General features: G+C 45.6%; 13 protein-coding genes. 11 read left to right on the plus strand and 2 right to left on the minus strand.

Annotation, left to right across the window (positions count from 1 at the left end; all coding sequences use genetic code 11):
• Nucleotides 1-147 precede the first annotated feature (147 nt).
• From PN466_RS00430 to PN466_RS00450, 5 genes are all read left to right on the plus strand, one after another.
• A complete protein-coding gene (locus PN466_RS00430; RefSeq protein WP_278002929.1) occupies nucleotides 148-1503 on the plus strand; it encodes a dihydroorotase in 1356 nt (451 codons plus the stop codon).
• A gap of 102 nt (nucleotides 1504-1605) precedes the next feature.
• Nucleotides 1606-2553, plus strand: coding sequence for an ABC transporter ATP-binding protein (locus PN466_RS00435; protein WP_271936055.1), 948 nt, complete (start codon nucleotides 1606-1608; stop codon nucleotides 2551-2553).
• A 110-nt stretch (nucleotides 2554-2663) separates the two neighbouring features.
• The gene (locus PN466_RS00440; RefSeq protein WP_271936056.1) at nucleotides 2664-4328 is read left to right on the plus strand and encodes an ABC transporter permease; all 1665 of its coding nucleotides are present in this window, start codon (nucleotides 2664-2666) and stop codon (nucleotides 4326-4328) included.
• A 98-nt stretch (nucleotides 4329-4426) separates the two neighbouring features.
• Entirely contained in the window at nucleotides 4427-5098 is a 672-nt protein-coding gene (locus PN466_RS00445; RefSeq protein ID WP_271936058.1) for a hypothetical protein, read from the plus strand.
• Nucleotides 5099-6379: a cation:proton antiporter domain-containing protein gene (locus tag PN466_RS00450; RefSeq protein ID WP_271936060.1), complete on the plus strand. Its 1281-nt coding sequence runs from the start codon at nucleotides 5099-5101 to the stop codon at nucleotides 6377-6379.
• Nucleotides 6380-6526: 147 nt separating this feature from the next.
• Here the strand turns inward: PN466_RS00450 and ndk are convergent, their stop codons facing one another.
• Nucleotides 6527-6976: a nucleoside-diphosphate kinase gene (gene ndk / locus PN466_RS00455; protein ID WP_271936061.1), complete on the minus strand. Its 450-nt coding sequence runs from the start codon at nucleotides 6974-6976 to the stop codon at nucleotides 6527-6529.
• 93 nt (nucleotides 6977-7069) lie between these two features.
• Between ndk and PN466_RS00460 the strand changes: the two genes are divergently transcribed.
• The 5 genes from PN466_RS00460 to speA all read left to right on the plus strand — a co-directional run bounded on the left by PN466_RS00460 (nucleotide 7070) and on the right by speA (nucleotide 11794).
• The gene (locus tag PN466_RS00460) at nucleotides 7070-8434 is read left to right on the plus strand and encodes a serine/threonine protein kinase (RefSeq protein WP_271936063.1); all 1365 of its coding nucleotides are present in this window, start codon (nucleotides 7070-7072) and stop codon (nucleotides 8432-8434) included.
• Nucleotides 8435-8596: 162 nt separating this feature from the next.
• Complete coding sequence (locus PN466_RS00465) at nucleotides 8597-8845, plus strand: UPF0175 family protein (protein WP_271936065.1); 249 nt, start codon at nucleotides 8597-8599, stop codon at nucleotides 8843-8845.
• Nucleotides 8842-9357, plus strand: coding sequence for a DUF3368 domain-containing protein (locus tag PN466_RS00470; protein ID WP_271936066.1), 516 nt, complete (start codon nucleotides 8842-8844; stop codon nucleotides 9355-9357). The genes PN466_RS00465 and PN466_RS00470 overlap by 4 nt, the downstream gene beginning before the upstream one ends.
• 109 nt (nucleotides 9358-9466) lie before the next feature.
• Nucleotides 9467-9790 (plus strand): hypothetical protein, encoded by a 324-nt coding sequence (locus PN466_RS00475; RefSeq protein ID WP_271936068.1) that lies wholly within the window; start codon nucleotides 9467-9469, stop codon nucleotides 9788-9790.
• A 45-nt stretch (nucleotides 9791-9835) separates the two neighbouring features.
• Entirely contained in the window at nucleotides 9836-11794 is a 1959-nt protein-coding gene (gene speA, locus PN466_RS00480) for a biosynthetic arginine decarboxylase (protein WP_271936069.1), read from the plus strand.
• A gap of 125 nt (nucleotides 11795-11919) precedes the next feature.
• Here speA and lepB read toward each other — a convergent pair whose 3' ends face one another.
• Nucleotides 11920-12606: a signal peptidase I gene (gene lepB / locus PN466_RS00485; protein ID WP_271936071.1), complete on the minus strand. Its 687-nt coding sequence runs from the start codon at nucleotides 12604-12606 to the stop codon at nucleotides 11920-11922.
• Between the two features lie 328 nt (nucleotides 12607-12934).
• Between lepB and PN466_RS00490 the strand changes: the two genes are divergently transcribed.
• Complete coding sequence (locus PN466_RS00490; RefSeq protein ID WP_271936072.1) at nucleotides 12935-14338, plus strand: dihydrolipoyl dehydrogenase family protein; 1404 nt, start codon at nucleotides 12935-12937, stop codon at nucleotides 14336-14338.
• Nucleotides 14339-14387 lie beyond the last annotated feature (49 nt).

The following is a 14387-nucleotide window of genomic DNA, read 5'->3' on the forward strand; positions in this document are numbered from 1 at the left end:
AGAAGTTGGGTAAAATCGAAGCTTAAATGCTCTTTCCATGTGCGAGTCAAAGGGTTTTTCACATTGTAGTACCTAAGATGTAATTGTGGTAGCCTATGTTTAGTCAAGCCGCCCTTCCAGGGCGGGGTTTCCGACCCAATTTTTCTGATGAGTACGCTGCTTAAACAAGTGCGGGCGATCGATCCCATCGCCCAAACTGACCAGATTCAAGATGTATGGTTAGATCATGGCAAACTTAAAGCCATAGGTGCGTCCATCGATCGCTATCCCCCAGAAACTGAAGTGCATGATGGCCGGGGACTGATCGTCGCACCGGGATTGGTGGATCTATATAGTCAAAGTGGGGAACCGGGGTTTGAAGAGCGGGAAACTCTGGAGTCTTTAGTCTGTGCAGCTAGAGCCGGGGGATTTATTCGGGTGGGTGTATTGCCAACGACTAACCCACCCATCGATAACCCAGCAACTGTATCTCTGCTGACAGGAAAAGCGCCTCAGTCTCTGGGGGTACAACTCTCCTTTTGGGGGGCGCTTACCCAAGGAGCAAAAGGGCAACAAATGAATGAGTTGGCGGAGTTAGCCAGTGTGGGTGTGGTGGGGTTTAGTGATGGCCTAGCGATCGCCAATTTACTCCTCTTACGACGATTATTAGAATATGCCGGGCCGTTAGGAAAACCGGTAGCCATCTGGCCGTTGGCAGTAGATTTAGCCACCAATGGGGTAATGCGCGAAGGCCTGATGTCTACCCAGTTAGGCTTACCCGGAATTCCCGCCGCTGCCGAAACCGCAGCATTGGCGGCACTTCTAGAATTGGTTGCCCAAACCCAAACCCATGTCCATGTCATGCGAGTGTCTACTGCACGGTCTGTACAGTTGATTCAAGAGGCAAAGGAGAGTGGACTTCCGGTCACTGCAAGTACCAGTTGGATGCATTTATTATTGGATACGGAGTCCATTTCCTCCCATCATCATGGCGATCGCCGTCCATCTGGACAGCGAGCAGATTTTATGTATAACTTGATTCCCTATGATCCAAGTTTCCGCTTAATGGCTCCTTTGGGCAATCCTGAAGATCGAGAAGCCTTGATTGGGGGGGTGAGCCAAGGTGCAATCGATGCGATCGCCATTGACCATACGCCCTATACTTATGAAGAAAAAACAGTCGGCTTTGAAACGGCTCCGGCAGGGGCGATCGGCTTAGAATTAGCTCTACCCCTACTCTGGCAAGGATTAGTAGAAACGGGAGAACTCTCAGCCGTGCAATTATGGCGCAGCTTAAGTACCCATCCAGCTTTATGCTTACATCAAACGCCACCAAGTTTCGATGTGGGGCAACCCGCAGAGTTAATTGTATTCGATCCTCAAGTGTCTTGGACTCCAGATAACACGACTCTGAAATCCCTCGCAGCCAATACACCTTGGTTGCATCAGGCTTTACAGGGTCGGGTGATTCACCGATGTGATGTCGATCGCCCATCAACCCCTAGGTCGTTAACCTTAACTTAGATAAAACTGTTCACTCAGTGGACCGGTTACACTTCTGGAAACAATACTGCCAAATCCCAGTCCTACAGGCTAGGCTGATACTTAAGCTTTAAATTAGGGATTATGGGAAAAGAACTGGCAATCCGTACCTCTGGACTAACCAAGCAATTTGATCGTCATATTGCAGTCAACGACTTAGATTTAGAAGTTGGACGCGGTGAAGTCTATGGTTTGATTGGCCCCAACGGTGCAGGGAAAACGACCTTAATTCGTATGTTGGCAGCGGCTGAAGAGCCAACAACAGGTGAGATTTATATTAATGGCGATCGCCTCCTCAGAGACCATTCTAACCCCAGCCTAAAACGGCGTATTGGTTATCTACCGGACGATTTCCCGGTTTATGACGATCTCACAGTTTGGGATTATTTAGACTATTTTGCCCGCTTATATCAACTCAAAGACCCGCGCCGTCGGCAACGCCTCTATGATGTGCTAGAACTGGTACAACTGGGCAATAAACGTAATAGTCAGATTTCCACCCTCTCGCGGGGGATGAAACAGCGACTTTCCCTAGCCCGAACCATTATCCATGAACCCATTGTTTTATTGCTTGATGAACCGGTTTCGGGATTAGACCCCATTGCGCGGATGCAGTTTCGGGAAATTATTAAAGTTCTCCAAGAAGCGGGAATGACGGTTTTAATTTCTTCCCATGTCCTCAGTGACTTGGCAGAACTCTGCACGTCTGTGGGAATCATGGAATTGGGCTACCTAGTGGAAAGTACAACTCTAAAGGATTTGTATCAACGACTAAGTCGTCAACAAATCTCGATCGCAACCCTGGGATCTCAAGATGCACTGATTACAGAACTTAAACAATTTTCCCAAGTGGATGGATGGGAAACTCTCTCATCCGGTCATTTACGGGTCAACTTTAACGGAACCCCAGAAGAGAGCGCCGAGTTATTGCGATCGCTCGTGAGCGCGAATTTACTGGTAACTGAGTTTTACGCCACTCAGGAAGACTTAGAAACCATCTTCCTGAAACTGGGTCATAAACAAGCATCTTAATCTAAGGATGAACATCTGTAAGAAGGGAGTCGGCAGTGGGTAATATTTCCCCCTATCCCCCTATCTCCCTATCCCCCAAGATCTAACCTTGTGCCCCCTATAAAGGATATATGACGATGAGACTAGATTTAATGAATGCAATTGGGGAGATCAACCCCCAATTATTTCGAGAACTTAAAGGCCGGTTTAAGACTCGGAACATCATAGTTGCCGGTGGTATGTCTTTATTTACCCAAATCTTGGTGCTATTTGGCTTCCTTAATGAATTACCCAATCGCCATAGGGAATTTCATCGCTATTGTACCGAAGGCAATGAGAAGTACTACTACAACCAGTTACGTTGCTTGACGGATCAATTCGGCAACCTAGAAATTAACTGGCAACTGTGGTGGTCGGATGTTTTTGTCTGGTTAACTGTGGTGGGTGTATTTGCCTTCTTAGTCGGCGGAACCTATTTAATTATTAGCGACCTTGACCGAGAAGAGCGCAAGGGAACCCTCAATTTCATTCGCCTGAGTCCCCAATCTACCCAACAAATTTTGATGGGTAAACTGCTCGGAGCGCCCAGCTTACTCTATTTTGGCTGCTTCCTGGCTTTTCCCCTCCATCTGTGGGCAGCAATTAATCTGCATATGCCCCTAGGGTTACTCGCCCTCTATTATGGAGTGCTATTGGCTTGTAGTGCCTTCTTTTTCAGTGGTTCCATTCTCTTCGGTTTGGTCAGTCATTGGATGGGTGGCTTCCAAGCTTGGTTAGGCGGTGCTTTGGTTACGGCATTTCTGTTTTTCACGTTCCTGATGCGCGTCGAAGATGCGCCCATTGATGTCCTGAAACTGGTTTCGCCTTCTAGCTTAATTCCCTATCTAATTGAGAAAAAATGGTTGCCTCATATTTGGCTCTTTCATTACAATTTAATCGATTTGCTGGATCATTCGATGGACTGGCATTGGTTTATTCTGCCTATTGGTCAGACCGTGGTGACCTTAAGTATAGCCATGGTGGTGACTTGCGGGGTATGGACAACCTGGAATTGGCTCGTAATCGATCGCTGTTTCCGCAATCCCAATAAGACTTTAATCAGCAAAAAACAGTCCTTTTGGTTAACCGGATGCTTCAGCGTCTTTACTCTGGGTTTAGCTCCCCATGGATATGAGTTTGAAAATCTCTATTGTTTGCTGATTTTCAACCTGATTTTCTTTGCCGGATTAATGGCTGCTTTGTCTCCCCAAAGACAGGTTTGTGTCGATTGGGCCCGGTATCGCCATATGTCGGAAACGCGCCATCAAGGACTATTTCAAGACCTGATATCTGGAGATAAAAGTCCAGCTCTATTAGCGATCGCCTTAAATCTACTCCAAGCTCAATTGATCATCCTACCCTGGATTTTAATGTGGCCCGGAGATGAGGGCAATGTTATCCATGGGATCTTCAACCTGTTATTGAGCTTTTCTGTCCTGCTCGTTTATGCCAGTGTTGCCCAACTGATGATGATGATGAAATCCAAGAAAAGCGGGATTTGGGCAACCGCAGCGATCGCTGGGTCTATTACTTTACCTCCGCTGCTGTTCCTGGTTCTGTCTGCCGAACCTCACAACATACCCCTTGTGTGGATGTTTACCATCTTTCCCTGGGAAGCCCTCAACCATGCATCAGCCGTGACCGTCATGGTCTCCGTGTTAACCCAATGGGCAGTTGTCGGTTTAGTTAGCACCCAATATTCGCGGCAACTGCGACAAGCGGGGGTTTCGGCCTCTAAAGCCTTGGGTCATGCTTAATATCGAGAACTAAAGGTTACATTAGTTCTCCTTCCAGTTGGCGATCTCGTAAGATTTAGCGATCGCCAACTTGATCATGAGCAAAGAAGATAGAGAATATGCCACAATCACCACTGAGTGAAGCCCTACATGAACTCTCACACTGGATTGAAACCAGCAATTCTTACCACGCTACGACTCTTCGATATCACAAGCGTCCCTTCTCTGGTCTTGAACCCGGTTTAGAGCGCGAAATGATTGACCTGTATGCCGAAGAGATGAACTTCCCACTTTCTGAAGAGATCTATGATTTCTATGAGTGGCACAATCAATCAATTATGTTAGGAGAGTGGTGTAACTCTGTCTATTCTGTACCTCTGGATACTGGACTCGTCTGGGTTGCCGAAAAAGGGGCATCCCAAATGCCCATTCTGTTTGGGGATGTTCCCTATTATGTCGTTGAGCCAGCGGTTAGCAATTCACAATCTTCAAAAATTTACTGCTATGACGGTTGGGATAAGGAGAAACGAGAATTCACGCCCCTCGTTCCCGATGTTCAAGCTCCTAGTCTGACCTGTGTGTTTCAAGCTGCCGCAGAGTGTGCTAGAACCCATGATGCAATTTCGGTAAGCTTGATGCTGATGGACGAAAAAATACCATCCGGCCTTTCTGCTCTTGACCGAGGAGCCTATATGTACGAGCGTAGGAAATATGCTGAGTCATTGCTAAAACCGATCTATACCCAGTACGGTATTGATACAACTCGATTGTGTTGTGGTCTATGGGGCTAATTGGCGATCGCCAACTTTTGTTATACCCTGACGGGTAACCCATTACGCATTACCCAGACATTCATGTTACTTGAATTCGCCTTAATAATCCTGGTATCGCTACTCTTCTATTATCTGTTTATACAGATCAAAATGCCGGGATTATTGGGATTAGTCACTACTGGATTAATCATTGGCCCCAGTTTTCTCGATTGGGTAAGCGATCCTGTTTTAGCGCTCTTGAAAGAATTCAAAACAGTCGCGTTAATTGTGATTTTGATTCGTGCTGGTTTGGGCATTAATCGCGCTACCTTAAATACCATTGGTGGGCCAGCCATTCGCCTCAGTTGTATTCCCGGAATTATTGAGGGCAGCGTGATTTTACTGCTATCCCATTTTCTCTTACATTTAACCTGGATTGAAGGGGGAATGCTGGGGTTTATTGTAGCAGCCGTTTCCCCAGCCGTGGTTGTGCCATCCATGCTCGAACTTAAGGATGCGGGTTGGGGAAAACACAAAGAAGTGCCGACTTTAGTATTAGCTGGTGCATCGGTGGATGATGTATTTGCTATTACTATTTTTGGTGTTTTTGTTGGTTTAGCGACGGGTGAATCGTTAAATGTAACCCATGTATTGGTGAGTGTTCCCCTGGGAATTTTCGTGGGTGCAGCCATTGGGGCGGGGATTGGGTTTGGCTTGGTATGGTTCTTTAAGCGCTATCATATCCGGGATACCAAAAAAGTAATTATATTTACAATGATTGCGGTGCTCTTTTATGAGTTTACCGAAGTCGATGCGGTGAAAAACCTCATTCCGATCGCCGGTTTATTAGGAATTATGGCGATCGGGTTTATCATTCTGGAAAAATATGATACTCTTGCCCATCGCCTAGCCGCTAAATTTGGTAAAGTGTGGGTGTTAGCGGAAATCCTGTTATTTGTCTATATTGGTACACAAGTAGACCTGAATCAAATCAGTGTGGAAGTATTGGGGATTGGCTTGTTGATTCTGTTTTTGGGCTTACTCGCTCGCAGTGTGGGGGTATGGCTTTCCTTACTCAAGTCCCATTTGAACCGTAAAGAAAAGCTCTTTTGCATCATTGCCTATTGGCCCAAAGCAACAGTACAAGCTGCCATTGGTGCAGTGCCCCTGAGTTTATTTTATGACGGTAAAATGACCTCAATGACAGAAGTAACAGGACAAACCATTTTAGCGATCGCCGTTTTGAGTATAATTGTAACTGCCCCCCTAGGGGCGATCGGCATTCAGTGGAGCGGGCCAAAACTTCTGAGTAAACCGTAATCTAGCGGCAATAGGAAATATGAAGTTCCCATTAAACAAGGGGCTTAGAGCCAATTGCCTCTCAAGGATCAATTCGTGGCAAGATTAAATAGAAATGATATTAGGACATTTCCTATTATCTATTGCCTATTGCCTATTGCCTATTGCCTATTCCCGTATCCAGGACATCAGGCTCGGCTCCCAAGAAGCCAATTCTTCTTCCTTAAACCATAGGTTAATTTCATTTTGAGCCGTTTCGATCGCATCTGAACCATGAATCAGATTTCGGCCAACATCGACCCCAAAATCGCCCCGAATGGTTCCGGGTTCTGCATTTAAGGGATTTGTTGCACCGATAATTTTCCGAGCTGATGCAACAACTCCGTCCCCTTCCCAGACCATGGCGACTACTGGCCCAGACGTAATAAACTCGATTAAACCACTGAAAAAGGGCCGTTCCTTATGCACAGCATAATGCTGCTCGGCCAGTTCCCGACTGACATTCATCAACTTTAAGCCTACTAACGTAAAGCCTTTGCTTTCCAAGCGACTGATGATGTTACCCACTAATCCCCGTTGTACACCATCGGGTTTAATGGCTAGAAAAGTACGTTCCAAAGCGATCTCCTTTTTAGGTTGAGCCAGCTTCAATTATCTCATTAAACCCAAAATATAATGGATTAATTAGGGATTAACGGGAGAATCATCAATATGACCCTACACCAATGCAATGATTTGATTGCCCAACGCTATCGGATTATTGACGCTTTAGGTCAAGGAGGGATGGGAATCACCTATGAGGCTGAAGACTTGAGCAATCATCAAAGGGTCGCAATCAAGGCAGTATCGTTAAAGCAAGCACAAGAGTGGAAGGTTTTGGAACTGTTTGAACGAGAAGCTAAGGTGATTGCCCATTTGCATCATCCCCAACTTCCCCAATACCTCGATTTCTTTCATGTCGATACTCAAAACGATCGCATCTTCTATTTAATTCGGGAATTAGTTGCTGGAGCGTCTTTAGAGGATGTGATTCAAAACGGGAAGCATTTCACGGAAGAAGAAATCAGGGATATTACCGTGCAAATCCTAAAAATACTGGTCTATCTCCATAACTTTACGCCTCCTATTATCCATCGGGATATCAAACCCCAGAATATTATTTATCAACCGGATGGTCAAGTTTTCTTGGTTGACTTTGGTGCAGTGCAAGAGGTTTATCGACAGACGATTTCTAGTGGTCAAACCTTTGTCGGTACAATTGGGTATATGCCACCGGAACAGTTAACAGGTAAAGCCTATTTTTCCTCCGATTTATATAGTTTAGGTGCAACCGTATTATATTTACTTACCCATCATTCTCCCGATCGCCTGCCTCAGAAACGGATGAAAATTGATTTTCACTCTTCGGTGAACAGTTCATCGACATTAGCGGATTGGCTCGATCGTGTTTTAGAACCGATGTTTGAGGATCGCTTTGAGTCCGCAACTGAGGCATTAAAGGCGCTCGAAAGTCAGTCTCATATAGATATCAGAAAAGATATCGCTGATGTATACACATATCCAAAGCCCAAAAAAAGTAATATCACACTACACAAAACCTCTGGATTATTAGTGATGAATATTCCCCCAAGAGGCTTTCGTTCAGAAGATGGTTTTATATGGATATTTGCTTTATTTTGGAATGGATCCATGTTACTTGGTATTTTGGCACACGGACTGAGCCTGATTTTTTCTTTTGCGATCCTGCATATTTTGGTGGGTTTGGGCTTTATTCTCTATTTATCCTGGAGTTCAGGGGTGAGAACCTATATGAGAATAGACTCAGATGATTTTTGGCTTCAATGGAAAGTGTGGTTTCTTAATCGTACAATTCAAGGCAAAACATCAGATTTAGAACAAATTTGTGTCCACGATACTCAGACTAAAGTCAAGGGTAGACCTCTGCTAAATTGTGCCCTATTTGAAGGGGTGAAAAAGCATCAATTTGGCTCTTTTATTTCCTTCCGAGAAAAGGAATGGTTAGTAGCGGAAATTTCAGAGTGGTTGGAAGAGAACAGGCGATCGCCAGAAACCTAGAAACCGGGTTTCTACCCGGATCTAGGATAAAGAGGTACAGATCGCCAGAAACCCCGTTTCTTCCCCCTCACCCATGCGATCGCTACAATACAAAGTAAAAGATTGGGAGATCGCCAACCCAGACCCATTGTTCATTATTAATTGTTCATTGTTCATTAATCTATGAGTATTCTGATTTCCGATGACATCCTTCAAGCCTCACACCTTACCCCGGATCAGTTTTGTCGCGAAATTGCTTTACATTTCTTTGAAATGGGACATTTGACATTAGGGTATGCCAGTCAGTTGGCTCGTATGTCTGCACCCCAGTTTCGCCAACTTCTTCAGGAGCGAAGTATTCCCCTTTACTCCTATGATGTGGAGGATTTTGAGTTGGATATCCAGAATTTGCAAGACTTAGGGCGATTGTGATTATCATCAGCGATACATCAGTGATTACGAGCTTGGCAGCAATTTCCCATCTGCACCTTTTGCCGGAACTCTACGATCGCCTCATCATCCCCGAAGCAGTATATCGCGAACTGGTCGCGATCGCGCCACCGGTTCCTGGAGCAGTTGACATGCAAACGATCACCTGGTTAGAGGTTAGGCAAGTTACCAACGATGAGGAAGTGGTACGCCTTCAGCAAGAGGTGAGGTTAGATCCGGGGGAATCTGAGGCGATCTCGCTTGCGTTAGAATTAAAAGCAGATTTACTCTTGATCGATGAGCGCTCTGGTAGAGCAGAAGCCCATCGGCTGGGACTGAAAATTACTGGGCTATTGGGTATGTTAGTGGAAGCGAAGCAGAAAAAGTTGCTCAGTGCGGTAAAGCCTTTAATGGATGATTTGATTGACCATTCGCAGTTTAGAATCTCTCCAGCATTGTATCGTCAGATTTTGGAGAGGGTTGGAGAAACAGGCGATCTCTACAATACAAAGTAAAAGATCGGGAGATCGCCAACCCAAACCCATTTTTAATTGAATCGTAGGGGCGGGTTATACCCAAAACCTGGCCCAGGGCGAAAACCGTGCCTCCGCCCTCCGTCATGCTATGCTCAAAGCAACATCCAAGTTCCGCAAACCCGGAGCTTGGTCAGGATTTACTCTCATTTTAAGTATTACAATTGGGTTCGTCGGTGGAGGCATGGCCGCTGCCAGTGTGATCGCCACCAGCTACGCTCTCATTACACCAGAAAACCCCTTCCTCATGCCGTGGGATGCCCATGCTACTACTGTGCATCCCTTTGTAAAATCGGCGGGTTTGAGTCTCGGAGGGGGGTTACTAGTGGCGATTTTGCTTTTTATCCTATTCCTACCCAAACCGAAACGAATAGAAAAGGGGCAATCTGACCAAGGTATGGGGCGTGAGCGTTAGAATGCGACAAGAACTATCTTGGCTAAATCTTCAGAGGACTAGACTATGGGTGTTGAGGTCATATCAACGGCAGAACAGGCGATCGCCCCAATACAAACCCCAGAACCGAATCAACCCGCTTGGACAATTGAGGATTCTGAGGAACTTTATCGCATTAATGGATGGGGAGACCCCTATTTTTCCATTAATGCGGCCGGTCATGTGGTGGTTTCTCCGAAAGGCGATCGCGGGGGTTCTTTAGATCTCTATGAGCTGGTGGAAGCTCTCAAACAGCGCGATATTCATCTTCCCTTCGTCATTCGCTTTTCCGATATACTGGCCGATCGCCTGGAACGGCTGAATGCTTGTTTTTCTCAAGCCATCACCCGATACAATTATCCTGGCATTTATCAAGGGGTATTTCCCGTCAAATGCAACCAACATCGGCAACTGGTAGAAGATTTGGTTCATTTTGGCCAACCCTTCCAGTTTGGTCTCGAAGCGGGATCAAAACCCGAATTGTTGATCGCCTTAGCTCTCCTGAAAACCTCCAATTCCCTGTTAATTTGCAACGGATATAAGGATAAGGAATATGTCGAAACCGCCATCTTAGCCCGCAGACTCGGCAAACAAACGATCATTGTTTTAGAGCAACTCGAAGAAGTGGAGTTAGCGATCAAAGCTCACCAAGAATTAGGGGTAACTCCAGTGGTGGGAGTGCGAGCGAAACTGAGCGCTAAAGGGGAAGGTCGTTGGGCTACATCCACGGGAGATGGAGCAAAATTTGGCTTAACCATTCCCGAAATTGTCCATGTGATGGAACGCCTACAAGAGGCCAATCTCTTATCGTCTCTGCAACTGTTGCATTTCCATGTTGGCTCTCAAATTTCCTCGATTAGTGTGATTAAAGATGCCATCCGGGAAGCGAGCCAAATTTATGTACAGTTGGCTAAAAGTGGTGCAGATATGCGCTATTTGGATGTGGGGGGCGGTTTAGGGGTCGATTATGATGGCTCAAAAACCAACTTCTATGCCTCGAAAAATTACAATATGCAGAATTATGCCAATGATATTGTCGCTGAGGTCAAAGAAGCCTGCGAACAAGCCAAAGTGAAAGCTCCTGTATTGGTGAGCGAAAGTGGAAGGGCGATCGCCTCCCATCAGTCCGTACTCATTTTTGATGTCTTAGGGACCAGTGAAGTGCTGACACAGAAGACTTTCGAGGTGGAAAGTAGCGATCATTTGATCATCCGCAATTTGTGGGAAACATACCAATTTATTCAGGTCAATAATTATCAGGAATGCTACCATGATGCGATTCAGTTTAAGGAAGAAGCCATTAGTTTGTTTAATTTTGGCTATTTGAGTTTAAGCCAACGGGCGAAAGCCGAACAGCTCTATTGGGCCTGTTGTGAGAAGATCTTGGACATCATTCGCCACGAACCCTATGTACCAGACGATCTCGAAGGTCTCCAGATGAGTATGGCTTCGATCTACTATGTCAATTTATCGGTGTTTCAATCAGCGCCGGATAGCTGGGCGATCGATCAATTATTCCCGATTATGCCTCTTCATCGCTTAAATGAACAGCCCACTTGTCAAGGAACTTTAGCTGATCTTACCTGCGATAGTGATGGTAAAATCACTCGATTTATCGATCTACGCGATGTAAAATCTTTGTTGGATTTGCATCCCCTAAACCCCGGAGATCCCTATTATCTGGGCTTATTTTTAGGCGGTTCATATCAGGAAATTATGGGGAATTTGCATAATTTGTTTGGCGATACCAATGCGGTTCACATTGCCTTAACGCCTAAAGGTTATCAGGTTAAACAGGTCGTAAAAGGAGATACGATGGCGGATGTTTTGAGTTATGTAGAATATGATATTGAAGACTTAATTGAAAGTATTCGCCAGCAAACGGAATTAGCTCTAGAAGAAGGAACGATTTCTATTGCCGAATCGCAACGGTTACTCAATAGCTACAAGGAAAGTCTCAACCGCTATACCTATTTATCTGTGTAGAGTTAGACCGCTTCGCGCTAGGGAATAGGGAATAGGGAATTTCTTCACTCTCCCTTTCCTTACTTCCTTTGCTATATAATATGGGTAGAGATAAAAATTTTTCACCCTACAAAGCAAGAGATGAATTAACTCTCTTCCTCTGGATAAATGGGGACTCCATCCAAGGTTCCAAAACGTCCCAATGGCCAAAAGCGAAGCACGGCACGACCAATAATATTTTTGCGCGGTACTGCCCCCCAGCAGCGACTATCATAACTGCTATTGCGATTATCACCTAAAACCACATAGGAATTTTGAGGCACAATTTGGGGTTGATCCAAAAATCGTTGATCGGGAGGACAAACATCTACAGTTGTAAATTGATGATCGGATGTATCGTTGATCTGGGCGGAGGGATTAATCTCGGAAGCTACATAATTTTCATCTAAGGGTTGATCGTTAATATAAACTTGCCCATTTACAATCTCAATTTTATCGCCCGGTAAACCAACGACTCGCTTAATTAAGGCATCTTTGAAATTGGGGTCCTTTTCCTTCATCTTGTCTGTGGGAGAAAACACAATGATATCCCCCCGTTTAGGATCGCCAAACCGATAGCCGAGTTTATCAATAATGAGGCGATCGTGGGTGGGTTCATACTGTAAGGTGGGTAGCATTGACCCGGAGGGAATATAACGGGCTTCGGCGACAAAATGACGAATCCCAATGGCAAGAAGGGCTGCCAGTCCAATGGTTTTGAGTCCTTCAATCCAAGGATTTTCGGGAGTCGGGTTGGTATTCTGGTCAGAGTTGGGTTTATTCACACGAGTCATAGGTTAGGACGAAGTTGAAGCAAGGGAGAGGCAAGTGCCTCTTGATCGTGAAGACGTTGTTTTAGTGTACCGCTAGAATACAATAGGCTCTAAAGATGTTATCTATAAGTTCCCTCTTCTGTCTACTTCTGCTAAATCCGTCAATTCCCCGGGTCACGTTCTTTTTCCCACAAGGGAATTGAAGTTCGGGACAGTTCGGATTGAGGATGGCTCTATTGTAGAAGTTTGGCAAGGTTGCTTGTCAATGGATGGGGTAGATTAGTCAGGAAATATAGACGCTCAAGAGTTAACTTTGTTGCTTGTGTCCACTCTCGTATAACTGCTTATTGTGTCTGTTGACTACGATCTGATTGTTTGGGGGGGTTCTCCAGCGGGAACCTATGCGGCGGTTATGGCGGCGCAACGAAAGGCTAGGGTTGCCCTGATTGTGCCACCAGAGACTTCTCTTAGCTATGGTTTCGAGGATGGTTTAACGTTGCCCCTACCGTTGCGACAGGGGCAAAATCGGCTCGATCTGATGAGGGATGCTGAGAATCTATCCTATCAAGGGTTGTGTCAATGGGTACAAACTGGAGTGGAGACCTTAGCACTGATGGACTCTCCGCCAGCTCTAGAGCAGTTGGGAATTGATTTAGTGCAGGAATGGGCGGAGTTTCAGGAAAAACAGGGACAAATTGCGATCGCCTTAAGCAACCGTCGTTTGCTCTCTTCTGCCTATTTGCTGGCTCCGGAAACCCAGCCCAGGGTTGAGATTGAGGGGTTAGCGAGTACGGGTTATCTAACCCCAAAGCAACTAGCGAGCTTGAAGTCACCTCCTTCGTCTTTGGCTATTATTGGATCAGATCCCCGTGGGATTGAGTGGGCGCAAGTCTTTCAAGAGTTGGGGTCTCAAGTAACGCTGATTACCGAAAATTCCTGTATTTTGCCCCAGGAAGAACCGGAAGCGTCTAACCTGATTCAAGCTCAACTGAAGGCGTTGGGTGTGGAGATTTTACTGGAAACCCAGGTGACTCAAGCACGACCGATTGAGGGACAAACTTGGTTGCAAGTGGGAAATCGGGCGATCGCCGTCGATAACGTGTTATTAGTTACTCCTCCTGCTTTGCCATTTCCTGCTCCAACGTTGGAGTTTCTCGGCGTGGAATGGGGCGATCGGGGTTTAAGAGTGAACAACAAACTACAAACTACAAATCCCAAAATTTATGCTTGTGGGGACAGTTTGGGTGGATATTCATTACTTCATCTTAGCCTATATGAGGCAAAAATCGCCACTAAAAACGCCTTATTTTTACCATTCTTTACGATTGATTATCAACAGTTACCCTATACGGTCTACAGCCAGCCCACTTTAGCTAGAGTGGGATTAACCGAAGCCAGCGCAAGGGGGCGATATGGAGATAAGGTGCAGGTGATTCAAGAAGATTTAAAGACCAATCCAGCGGCAGTTTTATCTGGGGAGATTACCGGGTTTATTAAAGTGATGATACAACCGGATGGCACAATTCTAGGCGCTACAGTGTTGGGAACCAGAGCAGAAGAGTTGATCCAACCCCTGAGTCTAGCTATTCGTCATCGACTGAAGTTGCAAGCGCTCCAAGATAGCCCGGGGGTATTCGGCAGTGTATCACAACTGCTGACAAGAGTGGGCGATCGCTGGCAAATTCAGCAATTCCATCAATCTTATTGGTCGAAAACAATTCTTAATTGGTGGCTCTCCTGGAAACGAGGTTAAACAGTTAGAAACTATGATATTCTAGGGTCGTCATTTTTTAGGATTCAAT

It is taken from the genome of Roseofilum reptotaenium CS-1145 (genome assembly GCF_028330985.1).
Lineage (GTDB): Bacteria > Cyanobacteriota > Cyanobacteriia > Cyanobacteriales > Desertifilaceae > Roseofilum > Roseofilum reptotaenium.

What these genes read in the sequence shown, in the direction of transcription:
- PN466_RS00430 (WP_278002929.1), top strand. Translation starts at nt 148, where the DNA reads ATGAGTACGCTGCTTAAACAAGTGCGGGCGATCGATCCCATCGCCCAA.
- lepB (WP_271936071.1), bottom strand. Translation starts at nt 12,606, where the DNA reads ATGACTCGTGTGAATAAACCCAACTCTGACCAGAATACCAACCCGACT.
- PN466_RS00440 (WP_271936056.1), top strand. Translation starts at nt 2,664, where the DNA reads ATGACGATGAGACTAGATTTAATGAATGCAATTGGGGAGATCAACCCC.
- PN466_RS00435 (WP_271936055.1), top strand. Translation starts at nt 1,606, where the DNA reads ATGGGAAAAGAACTGGCAATCCGTACCTCTGGACTAACCAAGCAATTT.
- PN466_RS00445 (WP_271936058.1), top strand. Translation starts at nt 4,427, where the DNA reads ATGCCACAATCACCACTGAGTGAAGCCCTACATGAACTCTCACACTGG.
- speA (WP_271936069.1), top strand. Translation starts at nt 9,836, where the DNA reads ATGGGTGTTGAGGTCATATCAACGGCAGAACAGGCGATCGCCCCAATA.
- PN466_RS00475 (WP_271936068.1), top strand. Translation starts at nt 9,467, where the DNA reads ATGCTCAAAGCAACATCCAAGTTCCGCAAACCCGGAGCTTGGTCAGGA.
- PN466_RS00465 (WP_271936065.1), top strand. Translation starts at nt 8,597, where the DNA reads ATGAGTATTCTGATTTCCGATGACATCCTTCAAGCCTCACACCTTACC.
- PN466_RS00460 (WP_271936063.1), top strand. Translation starts at nt 7,070, where the DNA reads ATGACCCTACACCAATGCAATGATTTGATTGCCCAACGCTATCGGATT.